The sequence below is a fragment of the Spirillospora sp. CA-108201 genome (assembly GCF_050936235.1).
Lineage (GTDB): Bacteria > Actinomycetota > Actinomycetes > Streptosporangiales > Streptosporangiaceae > Spirillospora.
Window position 1 is genome coordinate 3,869,049 of sequence record NZ_JBNJNE010000001.1, and the last position, 19,108, is coordinate 3,888,156.

The window sequence follows — 19,108 nt, forward strand, 5'->3', positions numbered from 1 at the left end:
TCAGATTCTTGCTTCGCTCGAATCTGCCTTCGGACGCGATCGCGACTCCTCAGGTTGTCGCGTGGTTGCGGTGAGGGCTGAGGTCGCTGGGAGTGCCTGGCATCGCTTCGGGTCGCCTGGCGGCTCGCTGCGCGATCAGGTTCTCGCTTCGCTCGAATCTGCCTTCGGACGCGGTCGCGGCCCCCGGGGTCGTCGCGTGGTTTCGGCGATGGCATCGGAGGAGGGGGGCGTTCGTGGATCTTGCCAAAGGCACGGCCCTGCCTTTGGCTGGTTCAGCCAACGGCGGGGCGGTGTGGGCGGGGTTACGACACGCTGGCGTGGTGCGGGGGCAAGTGCGAGTAGCCTTGTTGCGTCTCAGAACTTACCTGCGAGCTGCGGAAGAGGGCGATCTCCGCCGTGTCGACAGAGTCGTCGCAAACAAGTGCCGACCCGATGCTGACCGATTTCGGCGCCAACGAGTGGCTGGTCGACGAGCTGTACCAGAAGTACCTCGACGACCCGAACTCCGTTGACGAAGCCTGGTGGAACTTCTTCGCGGACTACGAGCCGGACAGCCGGCCAGCGTCCGCCACCCCCCAGGCCGACGGCGTGGCCCCGAAGGCCGCCAACGGCACGGCGGCCGCTCCGCCGACACCGAAGCCACCGGCCGCGCCGAAGGCCCCGGCCCGGGCGCCCGCCAAGGCGGACAGGCCGGCTCCCCCGCCGGTGCCGGCGGGTGCCGAGGAGGTCCGGCTGCGCGGTGTCGCCGCGCGGACGGCCACCAACATGGAGGCCAGCCTCGCCGTGCCGACGGCGACGAGCGTGCGCGCCGTCCCGGCCAAGCTGTTGATCGACAACCGCATCGTCATCAACAACCACCTCAAGCGCGGGCGCGGCGGCAAGGTCTCCTTCACGCACCTGATCGGGTACGCGATCGTCAAGGCGCTGACCGCGATGCCCGAGATGAACGCCGCGTTCACCGAGGTGGACGGCAAGCCGGTGCTGATCAGGCCGGAGCACGTCAACTTCGGGCTGGCCATCGACCTGCAGAAGGGCGACGGCTCGCGCCAGCTGGTGGTGCCGAGCATCAAGGCCGCCGAGACGCTGGACTTCCGCCAGTTCTGGGCCTCCTACGAGGAGATCGTCCGCAAGGCCCGCGGCGGCAAGCTCACCCTGGAGGACTTCCAGGGCACCACGATCAGCCTGACGAACCCGGGCACGATCGGCACCGTCCACTCGGTGCCGCGGCTGATGCCCGGCCAGGGCACGATCATCGGCGTCGGCGCCATGGAGTACCCGGCCGAGTTCGCGGGCGCCTCCAGCGACACCCTGTCGCGCATGGGGATCAGCAAGGTGATGACGCTGACCTCCACCTACGACCACCGGATCATCCAGGGCGCGCAGTCCGGCGACTTCCTGCGCCGCATCAACGAGCTGCTGCTCGGCGAGGACGGCTTCTACGACGAGATCTTCGAGGCGCTGCGCATCCCGTACGAGCCGGTGCGCTGGGTCAAGGACATCTCCGCCACCCACGAGGACGACGTCGCCAAGGTCGCCCGCGTCCACGAGCTGATCCACGCCTACCGGGTCCGCGGCCACCTGATGGCCGACACCGACCCGCTGGAGTACACGCAGCGCCGCCACCCCGACCTCGACATCCTCAAGCACGGCCTCACCCTGTGGGACCTGGAGCGCGAGTTCGCGACCGGCGGGTTCGGCGGCAAGCCGACGATGAAGCTGCGCGACATCCTCGGCGTGCTGCGGATGGCGTACTGCCGGACGGTCGGCATCGAGTACATGCACATGCAGGACCCGGAGGAGCGCGCCTGGATCCAGGAGCGCGTCGAGGTCCCGCACGACAAGCCCTCGCGCGAGGAGCAGCTGCACGTGCTGCGGCGGCTGAACAGCGCCGAGGCGTTCGAGACGTTCCTGCAGACGAAGTTCGTCGGGCAGAAGCGGTTCTCCCTCGAGGGCGGCGAGTCGGTCATCCCGCTGCTCGACTCGGTGATCTCGGCGGCGGCCAAGGCCAGCCTGGACGAGGTCGTGATCGGCATGGCCCACCGCGGCCGGCTGAACGTCCTCGCCAACATCGTCGGCAAGTCCTACGGGCAGATCTTCGGCGAGTTCGAGGGCAACCTCGACCCGCGCAGCGCGCAGGGCTCGGGCGACGTGAAGTACCACCTCGGGGCGTCCGGCGACTTCGTCGGCAGCGACGGCTCCAAGATCCACACCGAGCTGGTCGCAAACCCCTCCCACCTGGAGACGGTCGACCCGGTGCTGGAGGGCGTCGTCCGCGCCAAGCAGGACCTGCTGGACGTCGGCGAGGCGGGCTTCACCGTGCTGCCGATCCTGATCCACGGCGACGCCGCGTTCGCCGGGCAGGGCGTGGTGGCCGAGACGCTGAACCTGTCGCAGCTGCGCGGCTACCGCACCGGCGGCAGCGTGCACGTGATCATCAACAACCAGGTGGGCTTCACCACGGCGCCGGAGTACTCGCGCTCCAGCGTCTACGCCACCGACGTCGCGCGGATGATCCAGGCGCCGATCTTCCACGTGAACGGCGACGACCCCGAGGCGTGCGCCCGGGTCGCGCGGCTGGCGTTCGAGTACCGGCAGACGTTCAAGAAGGACGTCGTCATCGACATGATCTGCTACCGGCGGCGCGGCCACAACGAGGGGGAGAACCCCTCGTTCACGCAGCCGCTGATGTACGACCTGATCGATGCCAAGCGGTCGGTGCGCAAGCTCTACACCGAGGCGCTGATCGGCCGGGGCGACATCACGGTGGAGGAGGCCGAGCAGGCGCTCCGCGACTACCAGGAGCAGCTGGAGCGGGCCTTCACCGAGACCCGCGAGGCCGTGAAGAAGCCCCTCGAACCGGGCTCGGTCGTGAAGCCCGACGTCGAGGAGCGCATCCCGATCGACCACGGCCGGGCCGGCTCGGCGATCCCGCTGGAGACCGTGAAGCGGATCATCGACACCCAGGTCGGCCTGCCGGAGGGCTTCACCCCGCATCCGCGGCTCCAGCCGATCCTGCAGCGCCGCGCCCAGATGATCGAGGACGACGCGATCGACTGGGCGACCGGCGAGTTGCTGGCGATGGGCTCGCTGCTGATCGACGGCCACCCGGTGCGGCTCGTCGGGCAGGACACCCGCCGCGGCACCTTCGGCCAGCGGCACGCGGTGCTCGTCGACCGCAGGACCGGCGAGGAGTACACGCCGCTCAAGCAGTTCGGGCAGGGCGTGTCGAAGTTCTACGCCCACGACTCGCTGCTCAGCGAGTACGCGGCCATGGGCTTCGAGTACGGCTACTCGATGACCCGCCCCGACGCGCTCGTGTGCTGGGAGGCCCAGTTCGGCGACTTCGCCAACGGCGCCCAGTCGATCGTGGACGAGTACATCTCCTCCGGCGAGCAGAAGTGGGGCCAGCACTCGGGCGTCGTGCTGCTGCTGCCGCACGGCTACGAGGGCCAGGGGCCCGACCACTCGTCCGCGCGGATCGAGCGGTACCTGCAGCTGTGCGCGCAGGACAACATGACCGTCGTCTACCCGACCACGTCGGCGAACTACTTCCACCTGCTGCGCTGGCAGGTGCTGTCGAACCGCCACAAGCCGCTGGTCGTGTTCACGCCGAAGGTGCTGCTGCGGCTGAAGGCGGCCGCCTCCCCGGTCGGGGAGATCACCGGCGGCGCGTTCCAGCCGGTCATCCCGGAGAGCGACCCGGCGATCGACCCGGCGGGCGTGCGGCGGGTGCTGCTCACCACCGGCAAGATCTACTACGAGGTGGTGAAGTCCCGGCAGGCGACGGGCGCGAACGACACCGCGGTCGTGCGGGTCGAGCGGCTCTACCCGCCGCCGGTCGACGAGATCAAGGAAGAGCTGGCCAAGTACCCGGACGACGTCGAGGTCGTCTGGGTGCAGGACGAGCCCGCCAACATGGGAGCCTGGCCGTTCATGGCGCTCAAGCTGCCGCACCACATCGACGGGCTGAAGATGTCGCGGGTGTCGCGCCCGGCGTCCTCGTCCCCGGCGGTGGGGTCGAACAAGCTGCACCAGGCGGAGCAGGAGGCGCTGCTCGCGCGCCTGTTCGGCGAGCAGGAGTAGAGCGGTACCGATCGATCCGAGGGCTCCGGTGCACCGCGCCGGGGCCCTCGGCGTCCATGGGGAGAGACGATGTACTTCACCGACCGCGGCATCGAGGAGCTGGCGGACCGGCGCGGCGCGGAGGAGGTCAGCCTGGAGTGGCTGGCGGGCCGGCTGCGCGAGTTCGTCGACCTGAACCCGGAGTTCGAGACCCCCGTCGAACGCCTCGCCACGTGGCTCGCGCGCCTGGACGAGGAGGAGGACTGACCGGAGGGCGCCGGCCGGGGCTCGGGCGGGCCCCCTTCCCCGGACGAACGCGATATGTCTTGACTTCCCCGGGACGCGACATATCGTGTTAACTGACGGCAGCCGCTCGGACGAAGGGCACATCGTGATGTCGCGCTGGACGATCGACGAACCCACCACCCTCGACTTCGACGGCGTGGTCGCGCTGCGGGTCACGCTGATCGCGGGCAGCGTCTCGGTGCTCGCCTCCGACGAGCGCCCCTCCGTCATGGTCGCCGGCGTCGAGGGGCCGCCGCTGGTGGTCACGCACGAGGCGGGGATGCTGACCGTCACCCACGAGAAGCTCTGGGAGGGCATGCTCGGCTGGCTGCGCCACCAGGGGGTCCGCGCGGAGATCACCGTGACCGTCCCGCACGACTGCCCGGTCGGCCTCAACCTGGTGTCGGCGGACGCCGTGGTGACCGGCACGACGGTTCGCACGTCGATCAAGAGCGCCTCGGGCGAGGTGACGCTCGACGGGGTGGCGGGCGCGATCGACGCCAACACCGTCTCCGGCGCGGTCGAGGCGCAGGGCCTGGACGGGACGGTGTCGTTCACCTCCGTGTCCGGCGACCTGACGCTGGCCGGCGCGTCCGTCGAGCGGCTGGCGGCCCGGACGGTCAGCGGCCGCATCGCCGCCGACGTCGACCTGTCCGGGAGCGGCGGCGTCGAGGTGAACACGGTCTCGGGCGAGGTGGCGCTGCGCGTCCCGGCGTCCACCGGCGCGCGGGTGACCCTGAACTCGGCCGCGGGGCGGATCGAGACGTCCTTCCCGTTCGACCGGCACGAACGCGCCGTCTCGCGCTCGGTCAGCGGCAGGATGGGGGACGGCGCCGGGCGCGTCGCGGTCAACACGGTGTCCGGCACGATCGCCCTGCTCGGCCGCGACGACGACGCCCCGGAGATCACCACACCCCGAATGGAGAAGTGACCACGTGAGCCCCGTCTTCGGCCACGGTCGCCTGCGGCTGTACCTGCTCAAGCTGCTGGAGGAGAGCCCGCGGCACGGCTACGAGGTGATCCGGCTCCTGCAGGACCGGTTCCTCGGGGTCTACTCGCCCTCCCCCGGCACGATCTATCCGCGGCTGGCCCGGCTGGAGGCCGAGGGCCTGGTCACCCACGAGGTGATCAAGGGGAAGAAGGTGTACTCGCTGACCGACAAGGGACGCGAGGAGCTGGAGCACCGGATGGACGAGCTGGCCGACCTGGAGGAGGAGATCGCCGCCTCGGCGCAGGAGTTCGCGCGCGGTGTGCAGGAGGACGTCCGCCAGACCGTCCGGACGCTGCGCGAGGAGCTGACGCAGGCCGCCCGGACGATGCGCGACCAGGGCAAGGCGACGTCCAAGGACGCCTGGAAGGAGACCACCGAGCGCCAGAAGGACGAGTGGCGCCGGCAGAAGGAGTACTGGCGGGAGCAGAAGCAGGCGTGGAAGGAGGAGTGGCGGCAGAACTGGGACGACGCATGGAAGACGGCGACCGGGACCCGCGAGGACGTCGCCCGCCTCAAGCTGGAGCGCCTGCTGCGCCGGTTCGTCGAGGACGTCCGCAAGTCCGCGACGTCGGCCCGGCTGGACGACGACGACCTCGCCGCCGCGCAGGCGCTCCTCGACGAGACCCGCGAGCGGCTGCGGAACGAGGTCTTCCGCCGGAAGCCGTGACCGGGCGTCCCGGCCACGGCCTCCCGCACGAAGTCAGGGCGTCAGGGCGTCAGGGTGTGAAGACGATCTTGCCGAAGAGGTCGCCCTCCGCCATCGCGGCGAAGCCCTCCTCCGCCCGGTTCAGGGGCAGGACCCGGTCGATCCGCGGCCGCGCGCCGGTCTTGACCAGGAACCGCGCGAGCCGCTCCAGCTGGTCGCGGGTCCCCATCGTGGACCCGACGATCTGGAGCTGGAGGAAGAACACGCGGTTCAGCTCGGCGGGCGGCACCTGCCCGCTGGTCGCGCCGGACACCACGACGCGCCCGCCGGGGCGCAGCGACTTCAGCGAGTGCGACCAGGTCGCCTGCCCGACGGTCTCGATCACGGCGTCGACCCGCTCGGGCAGCCGCGCGCCCGTCTCGAAGGCGGCGTCCGCCCCGATCTCCTCGGCGCGCTTGCGCTTGGCCTCGCTGCGGCTGGTCGCGTAGACGCGGTAGCCGGCGGCCGCCGCCAGCGTGATCGCCGCCGTCGCGACGCCCCCGCCCGCGCCCTGCACCAGCACGGACCCGCCGGGCTGGAGCCCGGCCTTGCCGAACAGCATCCGGTACGCGGTGAGCCACGCGGTCGGCAGGCAGGCCGCCTCCTCGAACGACAGCTCGGCGGGCTTGGGGACGAGGTTGCGGCGCGGCACCGCGACCTTCTCCGCGAGCGTCCCGGGGTGGACCTCCGACAGCAGCGACCGCCTGGGGTCGAGGGTCTCGTCGCCGCCGCCCCGGTCCGGGTCGCCGATCACCGAGTGCACGATGACCTCGTTGCCGTCCTCGTCGACCCCGGCCGCGTCGCCGCCGAGGATCATGGGAAGCCGGTCGGCGGGCAGGCCGACGCCCTTCAGCGACCACAGGTCGTGGTGGTTGAGCGCGGCGGCCTTCACCGTGACGGTCGTCCAGCCGTCCGGTACCTCGGGTTCGGGCCGCTCCCCCAGCGTGAGCCCGTTCAGCGGATGGTCTGCGTCGATCTGTGTGGCCGTGACAGCGAACATGAACGCACACTAACCGCCGGCCGGCGAGCGGAACGGCCCGCCCCCGGCGTGTCGGGGACGGGCCGCGCGCCCGTGCGTCACAGCACCTTGGACAGGAAGTCCTGGGTGCGGGGGTGCGTCGGGTTGCTCAGGACGTCCCGGGGGGCGCCCTCCTCGACCACGACGCCGCCGTCCATGAAGACCAGCGCGTCGCCGACCTCGCGGGCGAAGCCCATCTCGTGGGTCACCACGACCATGGTCATGCCGTCGAGGGCGAGTTGCTTCATGACCTCCAGGACCTCGCCGACGAGCTCGGGGTCCAGCGCGGAGGTCGGCTCGTCGAACAGCATCAGCGCCGGCTCCATGGCGAGGGCCCGCGCGATCGCGACCCGCTGCTGCTGCCCGCCGGACAGCTGCGCCGGGTAGCTGCCCACCTTGTCGCCGAGGCCGACCCGGGTGAGCAGGGCGACGGCCCGCTCCCTGGCCTCCCCCTTCGGCCGGCGCTTCACCCGCACCGGCGCCTCCATGACGTTCTCCAGCGCCGTCATGTGCGGGAACAGGTTGAACCGCTGGAAGACCATGCCGATCTCGCGGCGCTGCGCGGCGACCTCCCGGTCGCGCAGCTCGTAGAGCTTGCCGCCCGACTCCCGGTAGCCGACGAGGTGGCCGTTCACCCACAGCCGCCCCGCGTTGATCTTCTCCAGGTGGTTGACGCAGCGCAGGAACGTCGACTTGCCCGATCCGGACGGGCCGACGACGCACATCACCTCGCCGGGCCTGACCTCCAGGTCGATGCCCTTCAGCACCTCCAGCCGCCCGAACGACTTGTGCACGGCCTCGGCCTTGACCATCAGCCCGCCGCTCGCGGCCGCGGGCTCCGGGATGCCGGGGGCGCCGCCCACGATGTCCTCGCTCACTGGCCGCCTCCTCCGCCGCGGAAGCGGAGCCGCTGCCTGGCCTCCGCCCCCCTGCTGGTGCCGCGGCTGTAGTGCCGCTCCAGGTAGTACTGCCCGATCATCATGACCGAGGAGATGAGCAGGTACCACAGGCAGGCCATCACCAGCATCGGAATGATCTTGTAGGTGGTGGCGTAGATGGTCTGCGCGGTGAAGGTCAGCTCCGAGTACGGGATGGCCGCGACGAGCGAGGTGTTCTTCAGCATCGAGATCGCCTCGTTGCCCGTCGGCGGGACGATGACGCGCATCGCCTGCGGGAGCACGATCCGCCGCATCGTCTGCATCCGGGACATGCCGAGCGCGCTCGCGGCCTCCTGCTGGCCCTCGTCCACCGACAGGATGCCCGCCCGGACGATCTCGGCCATGTAGGCGGCCTCGTTGAGGATCAGCCCGAGCGCCGCCGCGAGCGCGGCGTTGACCAGCTCCTGCGTCTTCCACGTGTCGAACTCGGGGCCGAAGGGGATGCCGATCCCGACCGTCGGGAACAGCGTGCCGATCGCGCCCCAGATGAGCAGCTGCGTGTAGAGCGGCGTGCCGCGGAAGAACCACAGGTACACCCAGGCCGCGCCGCTCAGCAGCGGGTTGGCCGACAGCCGCATCAGCGCGAGCACGATGCCGAGCACGACGCCGCCGACCATGGCGGCGAGGGTGAGCCAGACCGTGTTCCGGACGCCCTTGAGCACCGGATCCGAGAACAGGTACTTCCACTGCTCCGACCAGTCGAGCGCCTTGCTGGTCAGCAGGAAGTGGATGAACATGGCGACCAGCACGAGGACGACCGCCGCCCCGAGCCAGCGCCCCGGATGCCGGACGGGGACGGCCTTGATCGCCTCAGGCCGCCCCTTGCCGGCGTCGTTGTCGACCGTCATGCGATCAGCTCTGCGCCCCGTTGATCTTCGGTTCGGTGATCGCTCCGGTCTCCACGCCGGCCTCGGTGAGGATCTTCTTGTAGGTGCCGTCGGCGATCAGCGCCTTCAGCGCGCCCTGGATGGCCTCCTTGAGCTGGCCGGAGTTCTTGCCGACCGCATAGCCGTAGGGCGCGGTGTCGTAGGTCTGGCCGATGATCTCCAGCTTGCCGCTGGTCTTCTTCACCGCGTCGCCGACGATGGGCGAGTCGGCGGCCATGCCGTCGACCTTGCCCGCGACGAGGTCGTTGTTGACCTCGGTCTGCTGCTTGCGGACGACGCTCTTGATGGCCGGCTTGCCCGCGTCGGTGCACTTCTTGCTGCGCGCCGTGAGGTCGTCGACCTGCACGGTGCCCTGCTGGACGCCGATGGACTTGCCGCAGGCGTCGTCGGGGTTGACGCCCTTCGGGTTGCCCTTCAGGACGGCCCAGGACGTCCCGGCCGAGTAGTAGGTGACGAAGTCGACGGCCTGCTCGCGCTCCTTGGTGTCGGTGAAGGAGGAGACGCCGACCTCGTACTTGCCGGACTGCACGCCGGGGATGATCGTGTCGAAGCCCGCGTTGCTGTACTGGGTCTTCAGGCCGAGCTTGGCCGCGACGGCGTTGAACAGGTCGACGTCCCAGCCGACGATCTTCTGCGAGGCCGGGTCGACGGACTCGTTGGGCGGGTACGAGGCGTCCGTGCCGACCGAGATCTTTCCGTCGCTCTTGATCGCGGCCGGGACCATCGCCGCGAGCTTGCTGTCCACGCTCGTGTTCGAGGCCGCGGAGCCCGAGTCGCCAGAGTCGTTGCTGTCGCCGCATGCGGACAGCGCGAGGGCGCCCGTCAGCACGAGCGCGCTCGCCGCTACGGCGCGGCGGCGCAGAGAACCGGTGATCACTGGTCCCCCTCCTGGTGGTTTCGTCGGATCCGCGTAGATCCGATGGTCAGGTGCATAGTTTGGCCTACAACGTCCCTGATCTGGATAAAGGGTGCGAAACAATCACGCAACGAGGCGAACCCGGATCAGCCAGCGCCCCTCGGGCATGCCCTACGCACGGCGACCGACCCGCCACCCTGTGGGCACGGTCACGTGACGGTCACCACCCACCCCGGCCTCCGGGCGGCGCCGGCCCCCTGTGGCACAATCAGACAACGGGTGACCCCCGTGCGTCGCGAGACACCACCGGGTGACCGGCCACACAGACCACCACCGCGGCGGCATCTCAAGAAAGCCAACTTTCACAGACAGGGGTCGCTGTGGCTGCTGAGCCCATTCCCACCGAACCACCCTCACTGGACGACGATCCGGCCTTTCCGCTGCACCGCGGCGGCAAGCTGGAGATGCGCTCGACCATTCCCGTCCGCAACAAGGACGACCTCTCGCTGGCCTACACGCCGGGCGTCGCCCGCGTGTGCACCGCGATCGCCGACAACCCCGATCTCGCCTACGACTACACCTGGACCTCCAAGGTCGTCGCCGTCGTGACCGACGGCACCGCCGTGCTCGGGCTCGGCGACATCGGCCCGGCGGCGTCCATGCCGGTCATGGAGGGCAAGTCGCTGCTGTTCAAGGAGTTCGCGAACGTCGACTCCGTGCCGATCGCACTGAACTGCACGGGCGTCGACGAGATCGTCGACACCGTGATCCGGATGGCGCCGAGCTTCGGCGGCATCAACCTGGAGGACATCAGCGCCCCCCGCTGCTTCGAGATCGAGGACCGGCTGCGCGCCGCCCTCGACATCCCCGTCTTCCACGACGACCAGCACGGCACCGCGATCGTGGCGCTCGCCGCCCTGACCAACGCGGCGCGCTTCGTCGGCAAGCCGCTGTCGGAGCTGCGCGCGGTCGTGGCGGGCGCGGGCGCGTCCGGCATCGCGGTCTCGCAGATCCTGATCGAGGCGGGCATCGGCGACATCGCCCTGTCCGACAGCAAGGGGATCATCCACGAGGGGCGCGACGGCCTGAACCCCGTCAAGGAGCGCATCGCCGCGATCACCAACCGGTCGCACCTGAAGGGCTCCACGGAGGAGGCGCTGCGGGGCGCCGACGTGTTCATCGGCCTGTCCGGCAGCACCGTCCACGAGTCGTGCGTCGCCACGATGTCGGACAGCGCGATCGTCTTCGCCCTCTCCAACCCGACCCCCGAGGTCCACCCGGACGTCGCCCGCCGGCACGCCAAGGTCGTCGCGACCGGCCGCAGCGACTACCCGAACCAGATCAACAACGTGCTGGCGTTCCCCGGCATCTTCCGCGGCGCGCTGGACGTCCGGGCCCACACGATCACCGAGGGGATGAAGCTGGCGGCGGCGACCGCCCTCGCCGGCATCGTCGGCGACGACCTGACCGCCGACTACGTCGTCCCCGGCCCGTTCGACGACCGCGTGGCGCCCGCCGTCACGGCCGCCGTGGCCGCCAAGGCCCGCGAGGAGGGCGTCGCCCGCGTCTGACCCTGCCTGCGGCCCGTGCTCCACTCCGGAGCACGGGCCGCGTCAGGACGGTTCCCCATGGTCGTTCTCCCACGCCCAGGCGACGATTTACTCGTCCAGGTCGACCGCCTCGGCCCCGTCGGCCGCCTCCCCGACGACGCTGATTTCGGGCTGGTCCTCGGGGACCAGCCGCCGCCGGGGCGCGGCCCTGCGCGCAGCGAGCCGCCCAGCGACTCGACGCGTTCACGCATGCCGACCAGTCCGTAGCCGCCGCGATGGGAGTGCCGGGGCGGGGCCGCTGGGGCGGGGCCGGCGACCTCGACGGTGACGCCCTCCGGGCCCTGCTCGACGGTGACCGTGACGGACCGGGCGCCCGGCGCGTGCCGCAGCACGTTCGTCAGCGCCTCCCGGGCGACGCGGTACACGGTGCTGGTCACCTCCGGCAAGGTGTGGCCATCAACCCTCGGTTGCGTACAGTCTCAACTAGCCCTGGTCACCAGGGCTGCTCAGACTTTACGGAGCCCGTAACCAAATACCGAAGGTAGTGATCTTTGTGCGCAAGTTTGTGAACGCCGTGTTGATGCTCGTGTTGGCCATCTTAAGCCTTGCCAGTGTTCTTGCCCTCGGGGCCCTGCTCGGCGTCGACAACGACATGCAGTACGGCGACGATCCCGTCGGAGACGGTGCGCTGAAGGGCGCCATCGCTGCCATCGTCATTTCCGTCATCATGGTCCGGGCGTTCCTCAAGAAGGTCGCCAGGATCACCAAGCAGAACACAGACAGCGTGGCCGCGCAGAACACCAGGGACGCGGCCAGGCGCCGAGAAGAGGAGCGGCGGGAGCGCCAGTACTGGAAGCGTGTGTACTGGAACCGCACCCACTAAGCCTCAGCCAATCTGGGGCGTAGCCCCTCAACAAAGGCGGCCCGCCGGGGCCGCCTCTTCACATGAGCCACGAGAAAGCCGCCGAGCTTCTCCTTTTGCAACAGGTCCCAAACAGCCCACCCGAACCGGTCGGCAACGACAGCCGACACCCGGTCTCCGCTCAACGCCCCAGCAGGCGCGAAACCTGACGGTTCTTCGGCTCCCAACCAACCCCGACCCCCACCCCTTACACGGACCCGCCTCCGGCGTAGGGCTCTACCCAAAAGAGCGTGTGCGGCACGGTCAGCGCGCTAAGCCGCCGTCGCGCAAACGAGGCACCGTGCACACCCAGGCAGACCCACGGGGCACGGTAGGCGACGGGACGCCGGGCGCAGGCCAGCGCAACGGGGAAGAAGTGTCACATTACGGTCGCGGTCTTGCCGGCCCCGTTCGGGCCCACCAGGCCCACGACGCGACCGGCCGGCACGCGCAGATCGACGCCGCTCAGCGCCTCCCTGCGTCCATGCCTTTTCGTCAGTCCCTCGGCGTGCGGCATCGGGATCGGATCTTCAAGCGGCATGAGGAATCGTCGGCGACGGCGTCGCCCTGATGGGGCACCGGCCCAAAGCACGGTTCCTGCCGGCGGTGGTCGTACTTCCGGCCGGTTCGACGCCGGCGCCCCGCGGGGCGCGGCTCCGGTCACCGCGTCCGCCGCCGGATCAGGCGCACGCGCGGGAGCGGCCAGTAGCGGGCCACGACCCGCCCCACGACGAGGTCATCGGCGACGGGACCGAAATCCCAGCTGTCCCTGGCGCCGGCGGCGCGCTGGTTGTCGCTCTCCAGCCACCACCCTTCCTCCGACCGGTGCGAGACGCGCTTCACGACGAGCAGCCCACGGCGCTCCGGGTGGGCGGCGACGACCACGGCGCCGGGCGCGGGACGGGCGCCGTCGCGGACGACGAGCCAGTCCCCCGGCAGCAGGCCCGGGAGCATCGAGTCCCCGGCGACCTCGACGGTCCGCAGCCTCCGCGCGGCGAGCGCGATCGCCGCCACGCCCGCCAGACCGCACAGCACCGGGATCCGGATCCGCATGGTCCTCCTCGTCGGCCCGCATACTTCGGCGGGCGGCGGTCACAAACACAGCTGGAGAGGTTCCGGGCCGGACGGCCCGGGTCTTAGGCCGAATTACCGAGTGCCCTGCCCGGACGGGCCCCGGTGCACAAGGGTAATGTCGGTGACCTGAGCATGATCCGCAACGAGGGAAGGACTAGCAGGTGTTGCTCAAGCTTCTGCGCCCGAAGACCACGGTGTCTGCGCACTGCGACCTGCCGTGCGGCGTCTACGACCCGGCGCAGGCCCGGATCGAGGCCGAGTCCGTGAAGGCGATCATTGAGAAGTACGCCGCCAACGAGGACCCGGAGTTCCGCGCCCGGGCGATCCTGATCAAGGAGCAGCGCTCGCAGCTGGTCAAGGAGCACCTGTGGGTGCTGTGGACCGACTACTTCAAGCCGCCGCACTTCGAGAAGTACCCGCAGCTGCACCAGCTGTTCAACGAGGCCACCAAGCTCGCCGGGGCCTCCGGGACCAAGGGCGGCATGGACCCCAAGGCCGCCGAGGACCTGCTCGCGAAGATCGCCGAGATCGACAAGATCTTCTGGGAGACCAAGCAGGGCTGAGCGCGTCCAGCTCACCGTGAGGGCCGTCCGCTCCCGGACGGCCCTCACGGCGTGTCAGGGGGCCGTCAGCCGGGCGGCGCGGGCCGCCAGGGCGTCCAGGACCTCCGTGTGGCGGTCGTCGGTGCTGATCTCCAGTGCCAGCGCGCCGCCGGTGGCGGTGAGCGTGAAGGCGAAGAACGAGCAGCAGCCCGTCTCCCGGGCGGCGAGCTCGGCGGCCCGCGCGGCCGCCCGCGGACGCGGGCGCAGTTCCATCCGCACCCGGCCCGCCCCCGCGGGCCGCACGGCGGTCACCGCCTCGGCGAACAGCGCGTCGAACTCGGCCTCCCGCAGCGGCCGCTCGGCCGTCGGCAGCGTGCACGCCCGAGGGGCCCATCCGTCGTCGTCCGGCCCCGCCGGCTCCTGCTGGGTCTCCATGTCCCGACGGTAGGCCCGTACCCCGGTACCGGATGCAAGCCCGGACGTCAGCCGCGCGCGGCCCGGGTGAGGGCGTCGCCGGTGAGGCGGTAGACCGTCCACTCGTCCTGCGGGCGGGCGCCGAGAGCCTTGTAGAACCCGATCGCGGGCTCGTTCCAGTCCAGGACCGACCATTCGACGCGCCCGTAGCCGCGGTCGTCGGCGACGCGGGCCAGCTCGGTGAGCAGCGCCTTGCCGTACCCGTGGCCGCGGTGCTCCGGCTCGACGAACAGGTCTTCCAGGTAGATGCCGTGCGTGCCGTTCCACGTGGAGAACGTGAGGAACCACACGGCGAACCCGACGACGCGGCCGTCGTGCTCGGCGACGTGGGCGAAGACCTTGGGGGCGTCGCCGAACAACCGGTCCCGCAGCTGGTCCTCGGTCGCCTTCACCTCGTGGAGGGCGCGCTCGTACTCCGCCAGCTCGCGGACCAGCCGCAGGATCTCCGGGACGTCGCCGGCCGTCGCGTAACGAATCACACGCAGCAGGCTATTCGAGCGGCGGCAGTGCGGCGTCGGGGTCGGCCCACCGGTCGTTGGGGACGAGCGGGTACCAGCCCGGGCGGCCGGGGTCGCGGTCGTAGGGGTAGCCGCCGAGCTCCTTGTACAGCTCCGCGTACTCGGCCACCTTGTCACGGTCCAGCCGGACGCCCAGGCCGGGGCCCGACGGCACGGGGATCCTGCCTTCGGAGTACCGCATCGGCCCGCCCTCGATGACGTCGTCGGCGAGGTGGTGGTAGTGCGCGTCGGCGGCGTAGGTGAGGTTGGGCAGGACGGCGCCGAGGTGCAGCATGGTGGCGAGCTGGATGCCGAGCTCGCCGGAGGAGTGGACGGCGACGCCGATCTGGAACGTCTCGCACACCCCGGCGGCCTTCACGCACGGCCGGATGCCGCCCCAGAACGTCGTGTCGAGCAGGACGACGTCCGCGCTGCGGCGCAGCACGTTCGCGGCGAGCTGCTCGAAGTTCACGACGACGGTGTTGGTGGCGAGCGGGACGTTGACGCGCTCGCGGACGAGCCGCAGCCCCTCCAGCCCGAGGACGGGGTCCTCCAGGTAGTCGTTGGGCAGGTCCTCGATGGCCTTGCCGAACCGCAGCCCCTCCTCCAGGCTCAGCACGGAGTTCGGGTCGTAGCGGAAGCGGTCGCCGGGGAACGCCTCGGCGAGCGCCTTGTAGCACTCCAGCTCGTGGCCCGGCGGGAACACCCCGCCCTTCAGCTTGTGGACGGTGAACCCGTGCGCGTCCTTGAGCGCGCGGGCGTGCTCGACGAGCTGCTCGGGGGTGCGGACCTCCGGCGAGCCCCCGGCGCCCGGATAGCGGTAGAAGAGGTAGGACGCGAACGGGACGGACGCGCGGATGCGGCCGCCGAGCAGGTCGTGCACCGGGACGCCGAGGTGCTGGCCGACGAGGTCGAGGCAGGCGAACTCGATGGCGGCGAGCATCTGGGTGCGGTTGTTGTACAGGCTCGCCGTCGGGTTGGCGATCTTGAAGCGGAGCACCTCCAGCTCGAACGGGTCGTGGCCCTCCAGGTGCGGGGCGAGGGCCTCGAAGGCGGCCTCGGCGCTCTGCCCGCCGCCGCCCATCTCGCCGAGCCCGACCAGGCCGTTGTCCGCCTCGACCTCGACGATCGTCCGGACGAAGCGGCCCCAGTGCGCGCCGTTGCTGTGCAGCAGGGGCGCCTCCAGCGGCACGGTGACCGTGGTGGCGCGGATGCCTGTGATCTTCATGTGTCCCCGATCCGTACTCAACGCCGAACCGTGACGGTGGCGACGCCGCAGGCGGGCAGCCGCACCGTCATGGTGCCGTCCCGGACGGGCAGTTCCGCCGGGTCACGCTCCAGACCGCCGCTCAGCAGGGCGCCGGTGGCGCCCGGCACGTGCAGGCCCGTCTCCACCGGGCCCGCGGCGAGCGACTGGAGCCGGACGGCCAGCCCCTCGCCGTCGCGGGCGCGCCCCACGGAGGTGACGAGCACGTCCGGGTCGTCCACGCGCAGGAAGGTCCCCGATTCCGCGGCGGGCATGTCGCCGGTGGCGAGAGTGGCGACGAACGGGTCGGTGATCCCGGCGGCCGTGCGGGCGCCGAGCCGGCGGCCCGACCCCGCCGCGCCGGACGCGAACGCGTACCGGAAGGTGGTCTCGCCCTGCTGCTGCGACGGGAAGTTGGTGTCCCAGATGTTGTTCAGCGCCCACGAGTAGACGGTGCCGTCCTCGTTGTCGAGCGTGGGCGGGAACGGCGCGTAGGGCATGTGGATGGAGCCGAACTGCACGAGCGGCGCCTCCAGCGTCGCCCACGCGACGGTCACCTCGGGGTCCTCGAAGGCGACCCAGTGGCGGATCGGGCGCATGTGCTCCGCCGACCCCGGGACGCTCGGAACGCCGGTGCCGCCGACGCCGCCCGTCAGCTCCCAGGCGGCGGGCGGGCCGTCCACGGCGAACGGGAACGCGAAGAAGACCGCCTCCTTGGCCGCGGTGGGCTGCTTGCCGAGCTGGTAGCGGACGTCCACGCGCGGCACGCCCGCGTACAGGTCGATGGTCGTGCGCAGCCAGTCGACGCCCTTGCCGTGCAGCTCGACGACGAGCCGCTCCCCCGCGGGGGTGCGGTGGCACTCGGTGACGGTCGCGTGGGTGGCGACGGCCCGGTCGCCGAGCATCGTCTTGTCGTGCACGAGCATGTGCCCGGACATGTGGTTGAAGTGCGGCGCGGTCGCGTACCGGTCGTAGACGTACTGCCCGAACCCGGCGACGGCGTCGGGGTTCACCAGTTCGCGGCCCGCGGTCTTGTCGAAGACCGAGCCGATGTGCCCTTCCCGGAGGTCGTAGACCACCCGGTAGAACTCGTTCTCGATCGTGCCCTCGAAGCCGAGGTCGACCGGCTCCGGGGCGCCCGCCGCGGCGCGGACGACGTCCACGCGGACGTGCCCGTGGCCGGGGACGTCCGGGACGACGGCCTCCAGGTGGCGGCCGATGGGGCGGGTGGGCCACTCGTCCGGGTCGACCTCCTCCTCGCGGTGCGGGACGGGTTCGCCGGTGCGGGCGTCCACCAGGGCGATCGGGACGTCGACGGCGACGATGTCGCGGGGCAGGAACGCGCGGGCCGCGTCGGTGCGGGCGGCCGTGCCGGGGTTGACGACGAGGAACGAGGCGAGGGCGTCCGGCGCGGGCCCGAACGTCGCGCCGATCCGCCGCGCGCCCGACTGGAGCAGGTCGAGGGCGTCGTCGTGGGCCTGGTAGCCGACCTGGGACTTGCGGGTCCACTGCAGGCCGCCGGAGTCGCCGCCCTCCTCGGCGTCCTCCCAGGGGTTGGCGGCGCCCCAGGTGTGCTCGTCGAACAGCGCGGCCCGGTCGTAGGCCTCGTCGATCGCCCTGCCGGCCGAAAGGGACGCGCCGGTGCGGTCGCCGCCGCGCTCGTCGGCGAGGGCGTGCAGCGTCTCGGCGGCGCGCAGGACGTTCTGCGCCCGCCGGACGTGGCCGAGCGGCCGGGCGCCGGAGCCGAGGCCGTCGGCCCACCAGTCCGTCCAGTCGCCCTCGTGGGTCTGGAGCCGGTCGCCGTGGTGCTCCTCGACGTACTCGAAGAAGTCGGCGTTGGTCGCCATCCGCAGCCGCGGGTACGCCCAGGTCTCGTTCCAGCGGTGCGCGATGTCGGCGGGGACGATCGACGGCCCGGCGTTGTCGGCGTGCGCGCCCTGGACGCGCAGGTGGACGGCGTCCAGGAAGTCGGGGTCCTTGGCGGCGCCGACCTGGCCGGGCGCGGCGTACCAGCCGAACGTCCCGGGCCCGTAGGGGTAGGGCCGGTCGGCGAGGGATCCGAGGTAGCGGGGCAGCAGGTCCTCGGCGAGGTCGTAGCCGTCGACGAGCCCGACGGTGTTGCCCTCCATGTAGGCCATGCCGTGCGGGGTGTCGGTGAACCAGACGATCAGCTCGCCGCCGCCCGGCGACCGCCACCGGAACGGGCGGGCGAGCCGGTCGCCGCCCGTGATGTACGGGACGGAGCGCCCGGCCCAGTTGTGCGCGGCGGCGAGGTACCGGACCCCGGCCGCGTTGAGGGCGTCCACCGTCCCGACGACGGCGCCGGGGATGTCGGTGTGCATCGCCGACCGGACCTCGATGCCGTGCTCGCGGCGCAGCTGCCCGACGAAGCGGAGCTGCCGGTACAGCTCCTCGGTCGAGCACGCCTCGGTGTGCAGCTGCATCGGGAACGCGGTGACCTCGATGTCGCCCGCGCGGGCCCGCTCGGCGAACTCGGCGACCTGGTCGCCCGGGCGGGTCGCGAGCCACCGCAGCGCGGGCATGGACGACTCGACCGACCAGCGGAACCGCGCGTCGTCCGGCCGCCCGTCGGTCTCCCGCGCCAGCCGCAGCGCCGCGTCGAGGTAGTCGAGGTGGTGCCGCAGGACGGTGCCCTGCGTGTCGGTGTAGCCGATGTCGAGGTGCGAGTGGTGGACGACGAAGACGTTCCACTTGCGCTGCGGGGTGACGTCGAGCGGCGCGGCCCCGACGAGCCCGCCGGAGTCGCGCACCTCCAGGGTGAGGCGGCGTGGGGCGTCCGCCTCGGGGACGAGCAGCGTGACGGTCCCGCCGTCCGCCGCCGCGGCGGCGATCTCGGCGTCCCCGTCCTTGAGGACCGCCTCCACCGGGCCTCCGCCGGACAGCGTCAGCCGGACGGCCTGGAGGAGCGCGCCCGCCTCGTCCCGCTTGAACAGCGGCAGCACGGCGGCGCGGACCGACAGCCCGCGCACGGCGAGCACCTCGGTCGAGGTGTCCTGGCGCAGCGCGTCGCGGATCCCGTCATAGTCGGGCGAGCCGAGGCTCGCCTGCAGCAGGCGACTCGTCATCGTTATGCGTCAATCT

Annotated in this window: 18 protein-coding genes; 7 read left to right on the forward strand and 11 right to left on the reverse strand. The window is 71.3% G+C overall.

From position 1 onward, the window contains the following. Positions 1 to 396: 396 nt before the first annotated feature. From ACQEU6_RS18785 to ACQEU6_RS18800, 4 genes are all read left to right on the forward strand, one after another. Positions 397 to 4,083 carry a multifunctional oxoglutarate decarboxylase/oxoglutarate dehydrogenase thiamine pyrophosphate-binding subunit/dihydrolipoyllysine-residue succinyltransferase subunit gene (locus ACQEU6_RS18785; protein WP_499333604.1) on the forward strand — a complete coding sequence of 1,229 codons (3,687 nt, stop codon included), beginning with the start codon at positions 397 to 399 and terminating at the stop codon, positions 4,081 to 4,083. Positions 4,084 to 4,152: 69 nt separating this feature from the next. Beyond that, the gene (locus ACQEU6_RS18790) at positions 4,153 to 4,329 is read left to right on the forward strand and encodes a DUF6104 family protein (RefSeq protein ID WP_345183242.1); all 177 of its coding nucleotides are present in this window, start codon (positions 4,153 to 4,155) and stop codon (positions 4,327 to 4,329) included. Positions 4,330 to 4,456: 127 nt separating this feature from the next. Beyond that, positions 4,457 to 5,278, forward strand: a complete 822-nt coding sequence (locus tag ACQEU6_RS18795; protein ID WP_499333605.1) for a DUF4097 family beta strand repeat-containing protein — start codon at positions 4,457 to 4,459, stop codon at positions 5,276 to 5,278. A 4-nt stretch (positions 5,279 to 5,282) separates the two neighbouring features. Continuing rightward, complete coding sequence (locus ACQEU6_RS18800) at positions 5,283 to 6,005, forward strand: PadR family transcriptional regulator (protein WP_499333606.1); 723 nt, start codon at positions 5,283 to 5,285, stop codon at positions 6,003 to 6,005. A 49-nt stretch (positions 6,006 to 6,054) separates the two neighbouring features. On the opposite strand, the gene ACQEU6_RS18805 is transcribed toward ACQEU6_RS18800, so the two are convergent. From ACQEU6_RS18805 to ACQEU6_RS18820, 4 genes are all read right to left on the reverse strand, one after another. Next, entirely contained in the window at positions 6,055 to 7,023 is a 969-nt protein-coding gene (locus ACQEU6_RS18805) for a zinc-binding dehydrogenase (RefSeq protein ID WP_499333607.1), read from the reverse strand. Between the two features lie 77 nt (positions 7,024 to 7,100). Beyond that, entirely contained in the window at positions 7,101 to 7,853 is a 753-nt protein-coding gene (locus ACQEU6_RS18810; protein ID WP_499340255.1) for an amino acid ABC transporter ATP-binding protein, read from the reverse strand. A 62-nt stretch (positions 7,854 to 7,915) separates the two neighbouring features. After that, on the reverse strand, positions 7,916 to 8,827 hold the full coding sequence (locus ACQEU6_RS18815; RefSeq protein ID WP_499333609.1) for an amino acid ABC transporter permease: 912 nt from the start codon (positions 8,825 to 8,827) through the stop codon (positions 7,916 to 7,918). A gap of 4 nt (positions 8,828 to 8,831) precedes the next feature. Further along, on the reverse strand, positions 8,832 to 9,743 hold the full coding sequence (locus ACQEU6_RS18820) for an ABC transporter substrate-binding protein (RefSeq protein ID WP_499333610.1): 912 nt from the start codon (positions 9,741 to 9,743) through the stop codon (positions 8,832 to 8,834). A 359-nt stretch (positions 9,744 to 10,102) separates the two neighbouring features. Here ACQEU6_RS18820 and ACQEU6_RS18825 point away from each other — a divergent pair, with 359 nt between their 5' ends. Continuing rightward, entirely contained in the window at positions 10,103 to 11,293 is a 1,191-nt protein-coding gene (locus ACQEU6_RS18825; RefSeq protein WP_499333611.1) for an NAD(P)-dependent malic enzyme, read from the forward strand. On the opposite strand, the gene ACQEU6_RS18830 is transcribed toward ACQEU6_RS18825, so the two are convergent. Next, positions 11,197 to 11,709, reverse strand: coding sequence for a sensor histidine kinase (locus tag ACQEU6_RS18830; protein WP_499333613.1), 513 nt, complete (start codon positions 11,707 to 11,709; stop codon positions 11,197 to 11,199). The genes ACQEU6_RS18825 and ACQEU6_RS18830 overlap by 97 nt on opposite strands. Before the next feature lie 116 nt (positions 11,710 to 11,825). On the opposite strand from ACQEU6_RS18830, the gene ACQEU6_RS18835 reads away from it, so the two are divergent. Continuing rightward, a complete protein-coding gene (locus ACQEU6_RS18835) occupies positions 11,826 to 12,155 on the forward strand; it encodes a hypothetical protein (protein WP_499333614.1) in 330 nt (109 codons plus the stop codon). Positions 12,156 to 12,552: 397 nt separating this feature from the next. On the opposite strand, the gene ACQEU6_RS18840 is transcribed toward ACQEU6_RS18835, so the two are convergent. Next, positions 12,553 to 12,714, reverse strand: coding sequence for an ATP-binding cassette domain-containing protein (locus ACQEU6_RS18840; protein WP_499333615.1), 162 nt, complete (start codon positions 12,712 to 12,714; stop codon positions 12,553 to 12,555). 119 nt (positions 12,715 to 12,833) lie between these two features. Further along, positions 12,834 to 13,226, reverse strand: a complete 393-nt coding sequence (sodX, locus tag ACQEU6_RS18845; RefSeq protein ID WP_499333616.1) for a nickel-type superoxide dismutase maturation protease — start codon at positions 13,224 to 13,226, stop codon at positions 12,834 to 12,836. Between the two features lie 182 nt (positions 13,227 to 13,408). Between sodX and sodN the strand changes: the two genes are divergently transcribed. After that, positions 13,409 to 13,810: a superoxide dismutase, Ni gene (gene sodN, locus ACQEU6_RS18850; protein ID WP_499333617.1), complete on the forward strand. Its 402-nt coding sequence runs from the start codon at positions 13,409 to 13,411 to the stop codon at positions 13,808 to 13,810. A gap of 54 nt (positions 13,811 to 13,864) precedes the next feature. Here sodN and ACQEU6_RS18855 read toward each other — a convergent pair whose 3' ends face one another. From ACQEU6_RS18855 to ACQEU6_RS18870, 4 genes are read right to left on the reverse strand one after another with little or no spacing between them, the layout of a single operon-like run. Beyond that, complete coding sequence (locus tag ACQEU6_RS18855; RefSeq protein WP_499333618.1) at positions 13,865 to 14,224, reverse strand: hypothetical protein; 360 nt, start codon at positions 14,222 to 14,224, stop codon at positions 13,865 to 13,867. Between the two features lie 47 nt (positions 14,225 to 14,271). Beyond that, a complete protein-coding gene (locus ACQEU6_RS18860; protein ID WP_499333619.1) occupies positions 14,272 to 14,742 on the reverse strand; it encodes a GNAT family N-acetyltransferase in 471 nt (156 codons plus the stop codon). A gap of 10 nt (positions 14,743 to 14,752) precedes the next feature. Then, positions 14,753 to 15,988, reverse strand: coding sequence for an enolase C-terminal domain-like protein (locus ACQEU6_RS18865; protein ID WP_499333620.1), 1,236 nt, complete (start codon positions 15,986 to 15,988; stop codon positions 14,753 to 14,755). Between the two features lie 17 nt (positions 15,989 to 16,005). After that, positions 16,006 to 19,092: a glycoside hydrolase family 38 N-terminal domain-containing protein gene (locus ACQEU6_RS18870; RefSeq protein ID WP_499333621.1), complete on the reverse strand. Its 3,087-nt coding sequence runs from the start codon at positions 19,090 to 19,092 to the stop codon at positions 16,006 to 16,008. Between the last annotated feature and the right edge of the window lie 16 nt (positions 19,093 to 19,108).